Source organism: Alloalcanivorax dieselolei B5 (assembly GCF_000300005.1).
Lineage (GTDB): Bacteria > Pseudomonadota > Gammaproteobacteria > Pseudomonadales > Alcanivoracaceae > Alloalcanivorax > Alloalcanivorax dieselolei.
Window position 1 is genome coordinate 3,843,807 of sequence record NC_018691.1, and the last position, 16,358, is coordinate 3,860,164.

Here is a 16,358-nt window from a genome sequence, read left to right on the forward strand (position 1 = left end):
CAGCGGCTTCGTAGAAGCGAGCGGTTTCAGAGCTCGTGGAGAGCCGGCGGTCAGCGTTCCAGGACCGTGTTTGGCCAGGGAAGGCCAAACCCGAGCCCACATGGACGTGCTCGTAGCGTGTCCTGGAACGCTGACCGTCGGCTCTCCTCCCTTGGCAAGAATCCATGTCTCCGGGGCCGGGGCTGCACCCGTGACGGAATCCGGAGTACATTCATGGATTCCACGCCACATCATCAACAAGGAATCGCCATGTCTTCCCGCAAGGATGAAAAGACCCGCATCAACCGGGTCATCACCCGCACTGGCGACGATGGCCAGACCGGCCTCGCCGATGGCAGCCGGGTCGCCAAGGACCATCCCCGTATCGAAGCCCTGGGCAGCCTGGATGAACTCAACAGCGCACTGGGCGTATTACGCGCTCACCCGCTTGATGAGGATTTGGACCGGCTGATCGAGAATCTGCAGCAGTGGCTGTTCGATATCGGCGGCGAGCTGGCCATTCCCGCCACCGCCACCCTCACCGACGCCGAGCTGGTGGAAATCGAATCCCAGGCCGATCTGATCAATGCCGAATTGCCGCCGCTGAAGGAGTTTGTATTGCCCGGCGGCAACGCCGACGCCGCCTGGTGTCACCATTGCCGTACCGTGGCCCGGCGCGCCGAACGCCGGCTGGTGACCCTGGCCGCCGAGGAAAAGGTCAACCCGGTCAGCCTGGCGATCCTCAATCGTCTCGGCGACCTGCTGTTCATCATGGCCCGCCTGATCAATCTGCGCGCCGAAACGCCGGAGTCACAGTGGGTACGGCGCGAAGATCGCTAACCGGACGCCGCGCTGGTTTGAAAGCATTTCATTTTGAAAGAATGTGCAAGTCGCTAGGGGGACACCCCCGGCGGCCTTACACTGGGGCGATTCTCCACGGCTCCCGCGAGCATCATGGGCATACGTAACAAGCTGTTCCTCACCTTTCTGGGTACTTTCCTGCTGCTGATCCTGGCGGCCAGCGCCTTCTATTACCTGTCGTTCGAACAGAGTCTGTCCAAATACCTGGATGAGCGTCAGCAAGCCCAGGTGGAGCGCCTGGCCGATCACCTGGCGGTGCTCTACGCGCAGCGGGGCAGTTGGGATTTTCTGTTACGTGATCCGCGCCAGTTGGGGCGGCTGTACTGGCTCGCCGGTGACCGCAATCAACCCGACCCGCGTAAAATCGACCGCGATGCCCATCGTCATCTGCAATTGCTGACGGCCGACAAGCACCCTCTGCTGGGCCCACCGGTGGCGCCCAAATTCCGTCGCAAGGTGGCGATCCGTATCGGCGATCAGATAGTGGGCTGGCTGGTCTATCCGGACCAGGAAGCGATCCGCGACTCCATGGATCGCCGTTTCCAGGAACGGCAACTGCGTTTCATGTTGTGGATGACGCTGATCGGCCTGGCGCTGTCGCTGCTGGTGTCGTGGCTGCTGGCACGCCACTTCGTGGCACCGATCACCGCCCTCAGCCGCCATACCCGGCAATTACGCGAAGGGAATTACGGGGCCCGGCTGACCAGTCAGCGCCGCGATGAACTGGGCGATCTGATTCGCCATGTGGACAGCCTGGCGCAGCGCCTGAATCAGGGCCAGCAGGCCCGGCAGCGCTGGTTCTCTGATATCGCCCACGAGTTGCGCACACCATTGGCGGTGCTGCGCGGCGAGTTGGAAGCGATCCAGGATGACGTACGGCCGATGAGCAAGGAGACCATCAGCACCCTGGAATCCGAGGTCCGGCACCTGACCCATCTGGTCAGCGATCTGCATGATCTGGCCCTGGCCGATGCCGGCAACCTGCGCTATCACTTTACCCGGATGGACCTGGACGCCCTCTGCGAGGACGCCGTGGACGCGGTGCGCCCGGCGATGCAGCGCCAGGGGTTGACCCTGCTCACCACCCTGCCGCCGGCCACCCTTAGCGGCGACCCGGTACGCCTGCGCCAGTTGCTCGACAATCTGCTGCACAACAGCCTGAAATACACCGATCAGGGCGGCGAAGTGCAATTGGTTCTGGACGACGAGCAGGACCATTGGCGCCTTACCATCAACGACACCGCCCCGGGTGTGCCGGAGGAAGCGCTGCCGAAACTGTTCGATCACTTGTTCCGGGTGGAAAGCTCACGCAACCGCCGCACCGGCGGCGCCGGCCTGGGACTGGCGATCTGCCAGCGCATCGTCGAAGCCCATGGCGGCACCATCACGGCCGGGCACAGCCCGCTGGGCGGCCTGCGTATCACCATTCGATTGCCCAAGGATCATCATGCCCCGCGTACTGATCGTTGAAGACGAGCCCCGCCTGGCGCAGCTACTGGCGGACTACCTGACCCACAGCCGCTTCCAGGCGGACCAGACCGCCAGTGTGCGGGAGGCGGAACGGCTCGTCCGTGCAGGCGGTTATCAGGCGGTACTGCTGGATCTGATGCTGCCCGACGGCGACGGCATGGAACTGTGCAAAACCATCCGCCGTTTTTCCCAGGTACCGATTCTGATGATCACCGCCCGGGTGGAAGAAGTGGATCGGTTGTTGGGACTGGAGATCGGCGCCGACGACTACATTTGCAAGCCGTTCAGCCCCCGGGAAGTGGTGGCGCGGGTCAAGGCGGTGTTGCGCCGCTCCCTGGCCACGGAACAGGAAGCGGGCAGCGGGCTGGAGCTGGACCGCCACCGCTTCGAGGCGGTCTGCCAAAGTGCCCGGGTGGCGCTCACCGCCATCGAGTTCGAGCTGTTGGCCACCCTGGCCAAACAACCGGGCCGGATCTGGAGCCGCGATCAATTGATGGACGTGATCTACCCGGACCACCGGGTGGTCTCCGATCGCACCATCGACAGCCATATTCGCAAGCTGCGGCGCAAACTGGGCGAAGGGCTGCCCGGTGACCATGACTGGATCGGCAGCGTCTACGGTGTGGGTTACCGTCTTCAGACCCGGCCCGAAGACGATACCGATGAAGACGAATAAGCGCGGGTTGTTCCACGGTTCCTGCACGCTCTCTGCACATTCTTCTCCGACACTGGGTACATCGAAGTTCAACGGAGAAAGCACCATGAAGAAAGCACTGCTGATCGCCCTCACCCTGGTCACCACCACCGCCTTCGCCGGCCCCGGCATGGGCCACGGCCCGAAGATGAAGTTCGATCCCGAACAGCGCATGGACCGCATGGCGGAAACCCTGGAGCTGACCGACGCTCAACGTACCGAGATCGAGTCGATCTTCGAGGAACAGCACGAGAAAATGAAAACACTGCACGATGAAACCCGCGAGCGAGTGGACGCGGTGTTGACCGCGGAACAGCGGGACAAAGCGCAGGCACTGCAGGAAGAGCGCAAGGAAAAGATGAAGGAGCGCATGGAACGGATGCAGCAGCGTCTGGAGCGGAAAAACGCGGAATAGAAAGTTTCACCCTCTCCCTGTCCCTCTCCCCTCAAGGGAGAGGGAACCGATTAGAAAGGTCTGTCTCCCCTCTCCCTTGAGGGGAGAGGGTGAGACAGCCGCGATCTTTCTTTTACTACAGCAACACTCTACGCAAATCCCCCAGCAGACTGCTCAGGTAGGTGGTAAAGCGCGCCGCGTCAGCGCCGTCGATCACCCGATGATCGTAGGACAGTGACAACGGCAGCGTCAGCCTGGGCTGGAACGCCTGGCCATCCCACACCGGTTTGGTGTCGGAGCGGCTGACGCCGAGAATCGCCACCTCCGGCCAGTTGACGATCGGCGTGAAGGCGGTCCCGCCGATACCGCCCAGGGACGAGATGCTGAAGCAGGCGCCCTTCATGTCCGCCGGTGTCAGCTTGCGATCCCGCGCCTTGGCCGCCAGTTCCGACATTTCCAGAGCAATCTCCTTGAGCCCTTTCTTGTCGGCGTCACGCAATACCGGCACCACCAGACCATTGGGGGTATCCACGGCGATGCCAATGTGCACATAGTCCTTCTGAATCAAGGCTTCACCGCCTTTCTCCAGGGAACTGTTGAAACGCGGGAAAGCGCGCAGCGCATTGGCACAGGCTTTCACCAGGAAAGCCAGCATGGTGAGCTTGACGCCTTCCTTCTCCAGCAGCTTGTTCTGGCTCTTGCGGAACGCTTCCAGGTCGGTGATATCGGCTTCGTCGAACTGGGTAACGTGCGGAATGGTGATCCAACTGCGGTGCAGGTTGCGGGCCGCCACCTTGCGCAGTTTGTTCAGTTCCACCCGCTCCACCGGTCCGAATTCGCTGAAATCGATGTCCGGCAAATCGTCCACCGGCGCCGCCGTGCCCGCCCCGGCCGGCGCTTCCATACGGCTTTTCAGATAGGCGTGGACATCTTCCTTGAGAATCCGATCCTTGGGACCGGACCCTTTGACCCGTGCCAGATCCACACCGGTGTCGCGGGCCAGCTTGCGTACCGCCGGGCCGGCATGGACCTGGGCGGACGGCTGACCTGAGGACGCGGAAGCGGCGCTGCTCTCCTGTCGGGCCGGCGTCGGGTCGGCCGGTTTTTGTGTCTGACCGGCACTTTGCGCTGAAGCGGCTTCCGCTTTGGCCGCGGCCTTGTCACCGTCGGCTTTCGCCGCCGTTTTACCGTCGTCGCCGGACGTTTTCTTCGCCACGGCGCCGCCGGCGGCCCCTTCCAGATCCATCAGTTGATCACCGGTGCCGACTTTGTCACCCACCTTGACCCGCAATCGGGCCACGGTACCCGCCGCCGGCGAGGGAATGTCCAGGGACGCCTTGTCGGACTCCAGCACCACCAGGGTTTGCTCGGCCTCCACCTGATCCCCGTCCTGGACCGAGATCTCGATGATCTCAGCGCCTTCGATATCCCCAAGATCGGGCACCGTCACGGTCTGGCTGCCACCTCCCTGGGGCGCTTCCTGTTCATCATCCTCGCTGTCAGCGCCTTCGTCCGTGCTTTTGCTCTCCTGTTCCGGCTCGGCTTCCTCAGCACCATTCCGGTCAGCTTGTTCCTCCCCGGCCGCTTGTCCGGCGTCGTCGTCACCGGCCTCCGCCTCCAGTTCCAGCAGCGGGTCGCCTTCCTTGACCTTGTCACCCTGCTTGACCAGCAGACCCAGCACTTTGCCGCCTTTTGGCGCCGGCACTTCCACCGTCGCCTTGTCCGATTCCAACACCACGATGGTGTCTTCCGGGGCAATGGTATCGCCCTCTTTCACCGTCACCTCGATGACATCAACAGGATCGCTGCTGCCGACATCGGGGACTCGAATAGTTTCCTTGCTCACGCTTTGCTCCTTCTTGTGGAAGAAGAGTGGAAAATCATTAGTGGGTCACCGGATAGGGTTTGGCCGGATCGATTCGGTATTTTTCCATCGCTTTTTGCACCACGTCGGCGTCGACCTCGCCTTCGTCACGCAGCGCGGTCAATGCCGCCAGCACCACGAAGTAGCGGTCCACCTCGAAGAAGTGGCGCAGTTGCGCACGGGAATCACTGCGGCCGAAGCCGTCGGTGCCCAGCACCCGATAAGGCGCCTTGACCCAGGGCCGGATCTGATCCGCGTAAGCCCGGATGTAGTCGGTGGAGGCGATCACCGGGCCGGCGCGGTCCGCCAGACAGCGCTCCACCCAGGTCGGTTCGTGCTTGTCGCGTTCCGGTGCCAGCATGCGATCACGGTCGGCACGGATGCCTTCCCGGCGCAGCTCATTGAAGCTGGTAACACTCCACACGTCAGCGCTGACACCAAAGTCCTGGTGCAGCAGTTCCGCCGCGGCTTCCACTTCGCGCAAAATAGTGCCGGAGCCCAACAGCTGCACCTTCGATGCCTTCTTACCACCCTTGCCTTCGTGCAACAGATACATGCCGCGACGAATGCCTTCCTCGGCCCCTTCCGGCATGGCGCCGTGCACGTAGTTCTCGTTCATCAGCGTCAGGTAGTAGAAGATGTTCTCGTGGTCTTCATACATGCGCTTCAGACCATCCTGCAGGATCACCGCCACTTCGTACGCGTAGGTGGGATCGTAGCTGACACAGTTCGGCACCGTGCTGGTGAGAACATGGCTGTGACCATCCTGGTGTTGCAGACCTTCACCATTGAGCGTGGTGCGCCCGGCGGTGCCGCCCAGCAGGAAGCCACGGGCCTGGCTGTCGCCGGCGGCCCACCAGAAATCCCCGGTGCGCTGGAAGCCGAACATGGAGTAGTAGATAAAGAAGGGAATCAGGGTGAAATTGTGGACGCTGTAGCTGGTGGCCGCGGCGATCCAGGCAGCCATGGCGCCAGCTTCGTTGATGCCTTCCTCGAGGATCTGCCCTTTTTTGTCCTCGCGGTAGTACATCACCTGGCCGGCATCTTCCGGCTCGTATTTCTGGCCCTTGGAAGAATAGATACCCAACTGCCGGAACATGCCTTCCATGCCGAAGGTGCGCGCTTCATCGGGTACGATCGGCACCACCCGCTCGCCCAGGGTCTTGTCCTTGACCAAAGCGTTGAGCATGCGCACGAACGCCATGGTGGTGGAAATTTCCCGGTCGCCGGTGCCTTCCAGAAAGTTGGCGAAGAAATCCAGGCCCGGCATTTTCAGGGACTGGCTGGCTTCACGACGGCGCACCGGCATGTAGCCGCCCAGTTTCTCCCGCTGCTGGCGCATGTAGCGCAGCTCCGGAGAATCTTCTTCCGGTTTGTAGTAGGGAATCGTTTCCAGTTCTTCGTCGGTGAACGGCATGTCGAAGCGATCGCGGAATTCCTTCAGGCTTTCCAGATCCATCTTCTTCATCTGGTGCGTCTTGTTGACCGCTTCCCCGGCACCGGTGGCGTAACCCTTCACGGTTTTCGCCAGAATCACGGTGGGCTGACCGGAGTGGTTCACCGCCTCGTTGTAGGCGGCAAATACCTTGAACGGGTCGTGGCCGCCACGGTTGAGACGATAGATGTCCTCATCGCTCATGTGCTCGACCATTTTCTTCAGTTCCGGATAGGCACCGAAGAAGTGCTCGCGGGTGTAGGCACCGCCGTTCTTTTTGTAGGCCTGATATTCACCGTCCACGCACTCTTCCATGCGGCGGCGCAACAGTCCCTCGTCGTCCTTTTCCAACAACGGATCCCACAAGCGCCCCCAGATTACCTTGATCACGTTCCAGCCGGCGCCCCGGAACAAGCTTTCCAGTTCCTGGATGATCTTGCCGTTGCCGCGCACCGGGCCATCCAGACGCTGCAGGTTACAGTTGACCACGAACACCAGGTTATCGAGTTTCTCCCGCCCGGCCATGGACAGCGCGCCGAGGGATTCCGGCTCGTCCATTTCGCCGTCGCCGAGGAAGGCCCAGACCTTGCGATTATGATCGGCAACCAGCTCGCGGTTCTGCAGGTACTTCATCACATAGGCCTGGTAGATGGCCTGCATCGGCCCCAGCCCCATGGACACGGTGGGGAACTGCCAGAAGTCCGGCATCAGCCAGGGGTGCGGATAGGAGGATAATCCCTTGCCCGCCACTTCCCGGCGGAAGTTATCCAGTTGTTCCTCGTCGATCCGTCCTTCCAGATAGGCGCGGGCGTAGACACCGGGAGCGGAGTGTCCCTGAAAGAACACCAGGTCACCGGGGTTGTCATCGTGAGGCGCGTGGAAGAAGTGATTGAAGCCGACGTCGTAGAGGGTAGCGGAAGAGGCGAAGCTGGCGATGTGACCGCCCAGATCGTCATCGCTCTTGTTGGCCCGCAGCACCGTGACCAACGCATTCCAGCGAATCAGGGAGCGAATACGCCGCTCCATGAACAAATCACCGGGTAACGGCGCCTCCTTGCGAGGCGGAATGGTGTTGATGTACGGGGTGTTCAGGTGGGTGCGCAATACGCCTTGTTCCTGGGCTCCGTTGGTCAATATGTCCAACAGCCAGGCGGCCCGTTGCGGCCCCTCCCGTTCGATCACCGATTCCAGCGCGTCCAGCCATTCGCGCGTTTCCGCCGGATCGATATCATCGAAGAAGTTTCTTTTCTGCATGGGCTTGCGTCCTTTTTAATCGCGTTAGCCACGCCGTCGCGGGATCGCCGCGACAGCGAATGTCGTGCCTGTGTCGACGGTTCCGGGTGTGGTCGTCGCGACAGGTCGAGGAAGCTCGCTCCTCCGGTGATTCGAGGGCAATCAACACCGGGGAGCTAGGGAACCGGAGCGTTATTCAGGGTTCCCTGACCAGGAGGTCACCGGCCATAGTAACAGGCCTCGAACGATTCCCCCACCGCTCCATGGCGAGCAAACCGTAACCGAAATAGCGTTTCATTTTTATGGGGGAAGTGACGGCGATTACCTGGGAAGGGGAGCGGCAAGACAGCTCCCACAGGGTGCTACGGAACCGCTGTGGGAAGCTGGCTTGCCAGCGAATGGCGAATTCATGTCGATCAGGCCAGCAGGCTCCAGAGCGCGGCGAAGATCAGCCATACCGCCAGGGCGCGCAGCAGCACCCCGTGCAGTGCCTCCAGACGATCCATTCCCGCCGCCAGCGGCTCCTCGGTGCTCTTCTCGGCGATTTCCTCCACCGGTTCCGCCGCCTGGGCGGTATCGTTGAGCAGTTCGCGGCTGTCGTCCAGGCGCCAGAGTTTACCCGCCGCCGCTCGCGTCACCGCGCCGAACTGTCCCGCCAGTGCCAGCGCCAGCACCGTCAGGCGCGCCGGAATCCAGCGCAGCGCCGCGTCCAGACTCTGTGACCAGTCACTGTGTTCGCGGTGACGCTGCAACCAGGCCCGGTTAAGCACGAACAGCACCACCGCGCCGAACCCCAGCGTCATCAGCCAGAACAACGCGGCGAACAAGACAAAGACCCGTTCCAGGAAGCCACTTTCCAACTGTCGGAACCAGTCCGGGGAACCGGCTTCGCCGGTGATCGGCAGCGCCTGTTCGGCTCGCTCCCGCAGCGCTTCGCCGTCGTTCAAGCGTCCGCACACCAGCAGTTCATCCACCAGTCGGAATTCGCTTTCCACGCCGACCAGCCACAGCATCAGGGCGGTCCCCAATACCAGCACCAGCAGGTTGCCCCAGCCGCCGGCCAGCCAATCGAACAGCAATGCCGCCAGGATCGCCGGCAGGGCCACGCTCAGCCACCAGCCCGGAATACCGTGGCGCACCGGCGACAAGGTGGCGAGGCAGCGCTGGTGCCGATCCGGCCGGGCCAGCACCCCGGGCCAACCGCCATCGCGACGACGCAAAGCCAGAACCAAAAGCAAGACGAGCAGTTTCATAGCGCTCCCAGCGGTTTCCCTCGGTTGTTACTTTCAGTGGTTACTTTCAGTGGTTATTTCCAATAGTCATTTCCAGCTGTCATTGCCAGGCACCGATCCGCGCCCAGTCAAAACAGGGCCCCGGATCGGTTTTACGGCCCGGAGCGATGTGCTCATGGCCGGTGATGGTATCGCGGCTCAATCGAGGATAATGGCGGATCAGAGCCGCCAGCAACGGCTTTAACGCCGCGTATTGACGTTCATCAAAGGCTTGATCATCGCATCCTTCCAGCTCGATGCCGAGCGCATAATCGTTGCAGTTGTCCCGCCCGCGCCAGGACGAGGCGCCGGCATGCCAGGCACGCTGGTCACAGGCGACGAACTGAACCAGCTCTCCGTCACGGCGAATCAGGAAATGGGCGGACACCCGCAGATCTCTCAACCCCTCGAAATAGGGGTGAGCCTCATGGTCAAGGCGGTTCTGGAACAGCGCTTCGATGTGCGGGCCGCCAAACTGGCCCGGTGGCAGACTGATGTTGTGCAGAACGATAAGCCCGATGTCGTCCGGATCGGGACGGGCATTGAAATTCGGCGAGGGCACCTTGCGGGCCTGCTCCACCCAGTGCCGCTGCACGGTACAGGTCGGCGTCAACGACGGTGATACGGACACGGAAACTCCCCAATGATGATGGGGAGCGCCACTCAGCGGCCTTGCCGCCGGCGCAGATCGCCGATCACCGCTTCCAGGGCCCGGTCGAACAGCGCTCCCTCATCGATGAGTTTAACAGTGCCGTCCCGCATGGCAACGGCCAGCGTGGCGGCGTCGAACTCCTCCACCTTGATGCCCCGGCGGTTAATGAACACCAGTTTGGCGCCCTCGCGGATGTTGGCCGCCAGCCGCGCGCGACGGGCCTCGTCGCCGGCTCCGATTTCCACCCACTGACCGGGTCGCAGCGCCCGCGCCCGCACCAGCAAGGCGTCGTCCTCCGGCAAGGGTGAGGCGACCACGTCCTCCGGCGCCGCTTTCACTTTCACCCGCCGCGGCGCCTGCCCCCGGAACATCGCCTCCTGGGCCAGGGCCAGGCCACGCACCAGCGCCTGACTTTCCACCTCGTCGTGCTGTATCGCCGCCAGCCCTTGAGCCACCGCCACCCTCAGTTTGGGCGCCATCTGGCGGGCCTTATGCTGATCGGCTTCCGTCGCGTGGGGCAGCAGACACCAGATCAGCGCATCGGCGATCTTGCTTTGCCGGCGCCAGGCTTCGCTGTCTTCTCCTTCACGCAGCAGGGTCAGGTACAGCACCTGTTGCCAGCCCTGACGCAACAGGCGGATCAGCGCCTCCGGCAAGGCCCGGCCCGCCAGCCGCTGGTCCAGGTGCACCCGCGCCCGCGTCATGGCCTGCTCGGCCCGGGCACGCCCTTCCTCGCTTTCGCGCAAACGCTGAGCCAGACGACGGGCACGGGTGTCCTGCTCACTGAAATACTCGTCGAATTCCGCCTGCAGTTGGGTGAACAGGCTCTGGTCTTCGTCGTAGTGGTCGATGACCGTGTACACCGCCCTGCGGATACGCTGATACAGCTCGTCACCGGTACCTTGCTGCGGATCCCACTGAGCACCAGCCCGGGCCAGGGTGTTGAGCAACGCCCGGGCCGGATGGCCGTCGTCACCGAAAAAACCGTTGTCGTTGATCGCCACTTTCAACAATGGAATCTGCAACCGTCCGATCAACGCCTTGACGTCAGCGGGCAGCGATTCGTCATCCAGGATGAAGTCAAACAGCATGGCCACCAGATTGATGAGGTCATCATCGGCCTGCTCCAGGGCATGCACCACCGGGGCATCCTGCTGCTGGTCCCGCTGTTGGTCCAGTTCCCGGGCCAGAGACTCGCGCAGCCCCTGACGTTCTCCCCGCCCGGGTTGCCCCTGGCCATGACGCTGAAGGCGCGACAACACCTGCATCAGATCGTCGCGGCTGACCGCCTGCACTGGTTGATCCAGGGTGATCGGCGCGCCATCCCGATGCGCCACGCCGTCCAGCAGGGTGGCCAGGCCGGACAGGTCAAACGGTTCCGGTGACGCCTCCGGTACCGCCTTGGCCGGCCCCCGCAGCAAGGCCAGCAACTCGCCCAGTTGGCCGAGGTCGGTGTCGGAGGTTTGGTTATCATCGATCCGCCGCGATTCGGTGCCGCCGGAGCGCCGGGCCGGACGCCGCGCTACCGGTGCGCTGGCCAGTTCCGACAACACGCCGGTTTGCACCAGAGTGCGGTTGGCCTGCTCCACCAGGGCCGGCGCCTCATCCATGACCACCCGCTCGAACAGCTTCAACACGATCAGGCGGGCGCGGATATCCAGCGACAAACGCAATACGCAGTCGGCAAAGCAGGCGGCCAGTTGGCGAGGCTCCAGCGGATTGTTTTTCTCGCTGATTGCCACCTTGCCCTCGAACAGATACTCCAGGCGGTGACCCAGCAGGGCCAGAGCCTCCTCACAGCCGTTGCGGGCCCGGCGCGCCAGGTTATCCAACGCCACCGAGATTTCCAGCTCGTCATTCTGCACCAGCGTCAGCGACTCGATGCCGGGGGCGGGGGCGGGCGTGTCCGGAACCGGCTTGCTTTCCCGGCCGATCTCATTGAACAGGGCAACGATGCCGTCATGAAAGCCGGTTTCCAGCGCCCGCCTTTGCAGGCGGAGTTCACGCATGGCGTCGAAGTAACGGTCCCGCTCACGGTCGGTTTCGGCTTCCGCCATGTTGAACAGCATGTCGTCGGCGCCGTCGAGCATGCCCGCCAGCAGCGCCAGAGCCCGCTCCCGGGTGCACTCACGAACCTGTTCCAGCGGGCGTGGCAAGGGCTCGGCGGGGGCGGTGCCGGCGCGGCGACCCGAGGCGGTACCGATGTGCGTGACGTTGGTCATGGCTGATTACCCCGGCACCCCGAAAGGAGTCCCAGCAAGAAAAGTCCATACGGATACAGAGAAACTAAGCTAGCACGCCCCATGAATCACTATTTTGAACCAAATCCCAAATAAGACATTCGTCGCATAAGCACCCCTGCCATAGGCGATGAAAACCCGCGGAACCCGGATTCGCGCTTTTCCCGGCAGGCCGAATTCCCTACTCTCCTGTGAAAAGACTGGAAGGGAAACGATGGAAACCATCATTGATCGCACCGAGGCCGTCCGCGACCTCATGTGGGGCTGGCCGGCCCTGATATTGATCGCCGGCACCGGTATTTATCTGAGTCTGCGCCTGGGATTCTTGCCCATCCGGCGTCTGGGATTCGGCTTTCGGCAGATGTTCCGCCCCTCCCCGGGCCAGGGCACCATCGGCTCCAACGCCGCTCTGGCCACGGCGCTGTCGGCCACCATCGGCACCGGTAACATCGTCGGTGTGGCCACCGCCATCGCTTCCGGCGGCCCCGGCGCGCTGGTGTGGATGTGGCTGATCGCCCTGGTCGGCATGGCCACCAAATACGCCGAGGCGGTACTGGCGGTGCATTACCGGGAACAGGATCATCACGGGCAATACGTGGGCGGCCCGATGTACTACATCCGCAAGGGCATGGGGTCGCGCTGGGCCTGGCTGGCGGTGCTGTTCGCCTTCTTCGGCATGTGCGCCGGTTTCGGCATCGGCAACACCACGCAGACGCATTCGGTGGCCGATGGTCTCCACACCAGTTTTGGCGTACCCACCTGGACCACCGGGCTGGTGCTGATGGCCATGGTCGGTCTGGTGGTACTGGGCGGCATCAAGCGTATCGCCCGGGTGGCCACCTTCGTGGTGCCCTTCATGGCCCTGGCGTATCTGCTCACCGGCCTGGCGGTACTGGTGGATCACGCCGCCGCCCTGCCCGCCGCCATTGCTCTGTGCTTCGACAGCGCGTTCAGCGGCACCGCCGCCGCGGGCGGCTTCGCCGGCGCCGTGATCAAGGAGGCGATCCAATATGGTATCGCCCGGGGCATTTTCTCCAACGAGGCCGGCCTGGGCAGCGCGCCCATCGCCCATGCGTCCGCCAACACCGACCACCCCGCCCGCCAGGGCAGTGTCGCCATGCTCGGCACCTTTATCGACACCATCGTGGTATGCTCCGTCACCGGTCTGGCCATCGTCGCCAGTGGTGCCTGGACCAGCGGTGAAAAGGGCGCGCCCCTGTCCGCCCTGGCCTTTTCCAGCACTTTTGGCACCTATGGCGAAATCGTGGTGACCTGTGGTCTGGCCATCTTCGCGTTCACCACCCTGCTGGGCTGGAGCCTGTACAGCGAACGTTGTACCCAGTATTTGTTCGGCGACCGCGCATTGGTGCCGTTTCGCTGGGTCTGGGTGCTGGTGGTACCAGTGGGCGCGATGATGGACCTGGGCCTGGTCTGGCCGATAGCCGATATCATGAACATTCTGATGGCGGTCCCTAACCTGATCGCTCTGTTATTCCTGGCCCCCGTGGTGGTGCGCCTCAGCAAAGAGTTTTTCGATCAACAATGACGACCCGATCCCTGCCCGACTACGCCCGCGCCGATATCGCGCGGGTCGTGGCTTTCGCTTTGCAAGAAGACATCGGCGACGGTGATATCACCGCGCAGCTGATCCCCGAGTCCGCACAGGCGCAAGCCACCATTCTGACCCGCGAGGACGCGGTCATGTGCGGCGCGCCCTGGGCCGAGGAAGTATTCCGCCAATTGGGCGGCGTGGACGTGCGATGGCACGCCGGGGAAGGCGAGCGGCTGGCCGCCGGCACCGTGTTCTGCACGCTCAGCGGTAATACCCGCCGCATCCTCACCGGCGAACGGACCGCGCTGAATTTCCTGCAGACATTGATGGCCACCGCCACCAGCGCGCGGCGCTATGCCGACGCCGTGGCCGGCACCAGAGTCACCGTGCTGGACACCCGCAAGACCCTGCCGGGCCTGCGCGCGGCACAGAAATACGCGGTGCTGTGCGGTGGCTGCGAGAACCATCGCCTGGGCTTGTACGACGCCTTCCTGATCAAGGAAAACCACATTACCGCCTGCGGTTCGATCACCGCCGCCATCGAGCAGGCCCGCCGTGTCGCCGCCGACAAGAAAATCATCATCGAGGTGGAGAACCTGGATGAGCTGCGGGAAGCGGCGGCGCTGACTCCGGATCAGATCATGCTCGACAATTTCACCCCGGAGATGCTGGCCGAGGCCATGTCGTTGGCACCGCACAGCGCCCTGGAGATCTCCGGCAACCGCACTCTGGATGATGTCGCCGCCTTGCCGGACAGCCGCCCGCTTTACCTTTCCTCCGGCGCCCTGACCAAGCACTGTCAGGCCGTGGACTTGTCGCTGCGCCTGCAAGGGACAGCCTGAAGAGTTGACAGTTGATAGTGGACAGCGAAAAGCCCAAAACCAGGTAACGTAAAATTCCCTGCTGTTCAGCCTCCATGCAGCCAAATCGCGTATCATCGAGTTAATCGTAAGCGAACGCCGGCCCATGAGCGCAGCGTTGCTTATGTAGAAAATGCATAAAAAGGCAGCCTAAGGCAGGCAAACGAAGGAGAGCAACCATGCGTGCAATGATCATCCTCGGTACCGCAGGACTGTTGCTGATGACCGGCTGCACCTCGACCAAACGGATCGTGGTGGACCCGCAGGGCGTGGATCAGGCTCAGTATCAGCAGGATCTGGCCGAATGCGGGCAGGTCGCGGATCAGGTTTCCACTGGCCGGGACGCCGCCGAGGGTGCCGTCGGCGGCGCGGTGATTGGCGGCATTCTCGGCGCTATCTTCGGTGATTCCGGCACCGCTGGTCGCATGGCTGGCGGCGGCGCGGTACTTGGCGGCGCCGGCAAGGCCGGGGACGCCCAACAGGAAAAGTCCCAGGTTATGAGAAACTGCATGCGCGGACGCGGCTACCGGGTTCTCAACTGATCCCGGTCCGCTTTAGAAGCTACTACGAAGCCACTGTGGGAAGCTTGCCGGGCGGCGCTCCGCTGGCAAGCGAATTCTTTGGACGTGTGCAATTCGCTGCCAAGGCAGCTCCCACAGCGGCTTCGTAGCCCGGCTGTTCCTCTCCCTCTCCCCCCACCCCGTTCTACTTTAGTCTTAACCTCTTCACGTGGTATCAAAGTGATACGGCTCGTAAGCTAGTGCGGGTCCACGTATTCATCATGGCGATAACAACAGGAGAAGCTCCATGACACCTCGTACTTTGATCCTTGCCGCCACGCTGGGGTTGTCCGGCGCCCTGCTCGCGGGTTGCAGCGACGAGCCCCAGGACGCGCCACAGAGCGGAAGCGGCAGCGATGGCGCGACTTCCGAACAAACCCAGACCAGCGACAGCAAACCGGTGAATCTGATCTTTGGTACCGGCGGGACTTCCGGTTCCTACTATCCCATCGGCGGCGCGCTGAAACCCATCTTCGAGGCCAGTGACCAGATCGGCGGGGTACAGGTGGTCTCCACCGGGGCCTCGGTACAGAATATTCAGAACATTCAGGATGGCCTCAACCAGATCGCCATCGTCATGAGCGACGTGGCCTACGACGCGGTCAACGGCAACAATCAGTTCGCAGGCAACCAGGCCGACATCACCACCCTGGCGGGGCTCTACCCCAACGTGGTACAGATCGTCGCCACCGCGGACAGCGGTATCGACAGCGTCGACGATCTGGCCGGCAAGCGGGTCGGCGTGGGCAAGGTCGGTTCCGGCGTCGAACAGAGCGCCAAGATCGTGCTGGAAGCCACCGGCCTCAGCTACGATGATCTGGCCCGGGTCAGCCACACCGGCTACGCCGACAGCGTGACGGAAATGAGCAACGGCAACCTGGACGCGGCCTTCTTCACCTCCGGCGTTCCCAATTCCAGCATTACCGGGCTGATGCAGAGCAACGATGTGACGTTCGTGCCGGTCACCGGCGAGGTCGCCGACAAGTTGCTCGAAGCCTATCCCTACTATGAGACGTACACCATTCCCGCCGGTAAACCCGAACGCTACAACCTGGACGCCGAGGTCACCACGGTGGCGATTCGCAACATCCTGATCGTTCCCGCCGCCATGGACGACAAGGTGGCGGAGGAATTGACCCGGCGTTTCGACGACTATCTGCACTCCGGCAAGGTGTCGGTTGGCGCCCTCAAGGACATTGATCCGGAAACCATGGACCAGCATCTGGTGGTTCCCCTGCATCCCGGCGCCAAGAGCTATTACGATGGCCGCAACGGCGGCGGCGAATAAGCCGA

Annotated in this window: 13 protein-coding genes; 8 read left to right on the plus strand and 5 right to left on the minus strand. The window is 62.8% G+C overall.

Translation table 11 applies throughout. The annotated features are described in order from the left end of the window. Window positions 1–213 precede the first annotated feature (213 nt). The 4 genes from B5T_RS17080 to B5T_RS17095 all read left to right on the plus strand — a co-directional run bounded on the left by B5T_RS17080 (window position 214) and on the right by B5T_RS17095 (window position 3,419). Window positions 214–819 carry a cob(I)yrinic acid a,c-diamide adenosyltransferase gene (locus tag B5T_RS17080; protein WP_014995782.1) on the plus strand — a complete coding sequence of 202 codons (606 nt, stop codon included), beginning with the start codon at window positions 214–216 and terminating at the stop codon, window positions 817–819. A 114-nt stretch (window positions 820–933) separates the two neighbouring features. Continuing rightward, window positions 934–2,310: an ATP-binding protein gene (locus tag B5T_RS17085; protein ID WP_014995783.1), complete on the plus strand. Its 1,377-nt coding sequence runs from the start codon at window positions 934–936 to the stop codon at window positions 2,308–2,310. Further along, complete coding sequence (locus tag B5T_RS17090; RefSeq protein WP_014995784.1) at window positions 2,288–2,986, plus strand: response regulator; 699 nt, start codon at window positions 2,288–2,290, stop codon at window positions 2,984–2,986. The genes B5T_RS17085 and B5T_RS17090 overlap by 23 nt, the downstream gene beginning before the upstream one ends. 85 nt (window positions 2,987–3,071) lie before the next feature. Next, on the plus strand, window positions 3,072–3,419 hold the full coding sequence (locus B5T_RS17095) for a Spy/CpxP family protein refolding chaperone (RefSeq protein WP_014995785.1): 348 nt from the start codon (window positions 3,072–3,074) through the stop codon (window positions 3,417–3,419). A 115-nt stretch (window positions 3,420–3,534) separates the two neighbouring features. On the opposite strand, the gene aceF is transcribed toward B5T_RS17095, so the two are convergent. The 5 genes from aceF to B5T_RS17120 all read right to left on the minus strand — a co-directional run bounded on the left by aceF (window position 3,535) and on the right by B5T_RS17120 (window position 12,075). After that, window positions 3,535–5,244 (minus strand): dihydrolipoyllysine-residue acetyltransferase, encoded by a 1,710-nt coding sequence (aceF, locus tag B5T_RS17100; RefSeq protein ID WP_014995786.1) that lies wholly within the window; start codon window positions 5,242–5,244, stop codon window positions 3,535–3,537. A gap of 37 nt (window positions 5,245–5,281) precedes the next feature. Beyond that, window positions 5,282–7,951 (minus strand): pyruvate dehydrogenase (acetyl-transferring), homodimeric type, encoded by a 2,670-nt coding sequence (gene aceE / locus B5T_RS17105; RefSeq protein WP_014995787.1) that lies wholly within the window; start codon window positions 7,949–7,951, stop codon window positions 5,282–5,284. A 395-nt stretch (window positions 7,952–8,346) separates the two neighbouring features. Continuing rightward, complete coding sequence (locus B5T_RS17110; protein ID WP_014995788.1) at window positions 8,347–9,183, minus strand: protein AmpE; 837 nt, start codon at window positions 9,181–9,183, stop codon at window positions 8,347–8,349. 79 nt (window positions 9,184–9,262) lie between these two features. Next, window positions 9,263–9,832 (minus strand): 1,6-anhydro-N-acetylmuramyl-L-alanine amidase AmpD, encoded by a 570-nt coding sequence (gene ampD, locus B5T_RS17115; RefSeq protein WP_014995789.1) that lies wholly within the window; start codon window positions 9,830–9,832, stop codon window positions 9,263–9,265. A gap of 32 nt (window positions 9,833–9,864) precedes the next feature. Then, window positions 9,865–12,075, minus strand: a complete 2,211-nt coding sequence (locus tag B5T_RS17120; protein WP_014995790.1) for a DUF1631 domain-containing protein — start codon at window positions 12,073–12,075, stop codon at window positions 9,865–9,867. A 232-nt stretch (window positions 12,076–12,307) separates the two neighbouring features. Between B5T_RS17120 and B5T_RS17125 the strand changes: the two genes are divergently transcribed. From B5T_RS17125 to B5T_RS17140, 4 genes are all read left to right on the plus strand, one after another. Next, window positions 12,308–13,639, plus strand: a complete 1,332-nt coding sequence (locus B5T_RS17125) for an alanine/glycine:cation symporter family protein (protein WP_014995791.1) — start codon at window positions 12,308–12,310, stop codon at window positions 13,637–13,639. Next, window positions 13,636–14,487, plus strand: a complete 852-nt coding sequence (gene nadC / locus B5T_RS17130; RefSeq protein WP_014995792.1) for a carboxylating nicotinate-nucleotide diphosphorylase — start codon at window positions 13,636–13,638, stop codon at window positions 14,485–14,487. The genes B5T_RS17125 and nadC overlap by 4 nt, the downstream gene beginning before the upstream one ends. Before the next feature lie 197 nt (window positions 14,488–14,684). Next, window positions 14,685–15,047, plus strand: coding sequence for a glycine zipper family protein (locus B5T_RS17135; RefSeq protein WP_014995793.1), 363 nt, complete (start codon window positions 14,685–14,687; stop codon window positions 15,045–15,047). A gap of 265 nt (window positions 15,048–15,312) precedes the next feature. Then, window positions 15,313–16,353 (plus strand): TAXI family TRAP transporter solute-binding subunit, encoded by a 1,041-nt coding sequence (locus B5T_RS17140; protein ID WP_014995794.1) that lies wholly within the window; start codon window positions 15,313–15,315, stop codon window positions 16,351–16,353. Window positions 16,354–16,358: the final 5 nt, after the last annotated feature.

What these genes read in the sequence shown, in the direction of transcription:
- B5T_RS17085 (WP_014995783.1), top strand. Translation starts at nt 934, where the DNA reads ATGGGCATACGTAACAAGCTGTTCCTCACCTTTCTGGGTACTTTCCTG.
- B5T_RS17095 (WP_014995785.1), top strand. Translation starts at nt 3,072, where the DNA reads ATGAAGAAAGCACTGCTGATCGCCCTCACCCTGGTCACCACCACCGCC.
- B5T_RS17090 (WP_014995784.1), top strand. Translation starts at nt 2,288, where the DNA reads ATGCCCCGCGTACTGATCGTTGAAGACGAGCCCCGCCTGGCGCAGCTA.
- B5T_RS17125 (WP_014995791.1), top strand. Translation starts at nt 12,308, where the DNA reads ATGGAAACCATCATTGATCGCACCGAGGCCGTCCGCGACCTCATGTGG.
- B5T_RS17110 (WP_014995788.1), bottom strand. Translation starts at nt 9,183, where the DNA reads ATGAAACTGCTCGTCTTGCTTTTGGTTCTGGCTTTGCGTCGTCGCGAT.
- B5T_RS17080 (WP_014995782.1), top strand. Translation starts at nt 214, where the DNA reads ATGGATTCCACGCCACATCATCAACAAGGAATCGCCATGTCTTCCCGC.
- B5T_RS17120 (WP_014995790.1), bottom strand. Translation starts at nt 12,075, where the DNA reads ATGACCAACGTCACGCACATCGGTACCGCCTCGGGTCGCCGCGCCGGC.
- nadC (WP_014995792.1), top strand. Translation starts at nt 13,636, where the DNA reads ATGACGACCCGATCCCTGCCCGACTACGCCCGCGCCGATATCGCGCGG.
- B5T_RS17135 (WP_014995793.1), top strand. Translation starts at nt 14,685, where the DNA reads ATGCGTGCAATGATCATCCTCGGTACCGCAGGACTGTTGCTGATGACC.
- B5T_RS17140 (WP_014995794.1), top strand. Translation starts at nt 15,313, where the DNA reads ATGACACCTCGTACTTTGATCCTTGCCGCCACGCTGGGGTTGTCCGGC.
- aceE (WP_014995787.1), bottom strand. Translation starts at nt 7,951, where the DNA reads ATGCAGAAAAGAAACTTCTTCGATGATATCGATCCGGCGGAAACGCGC.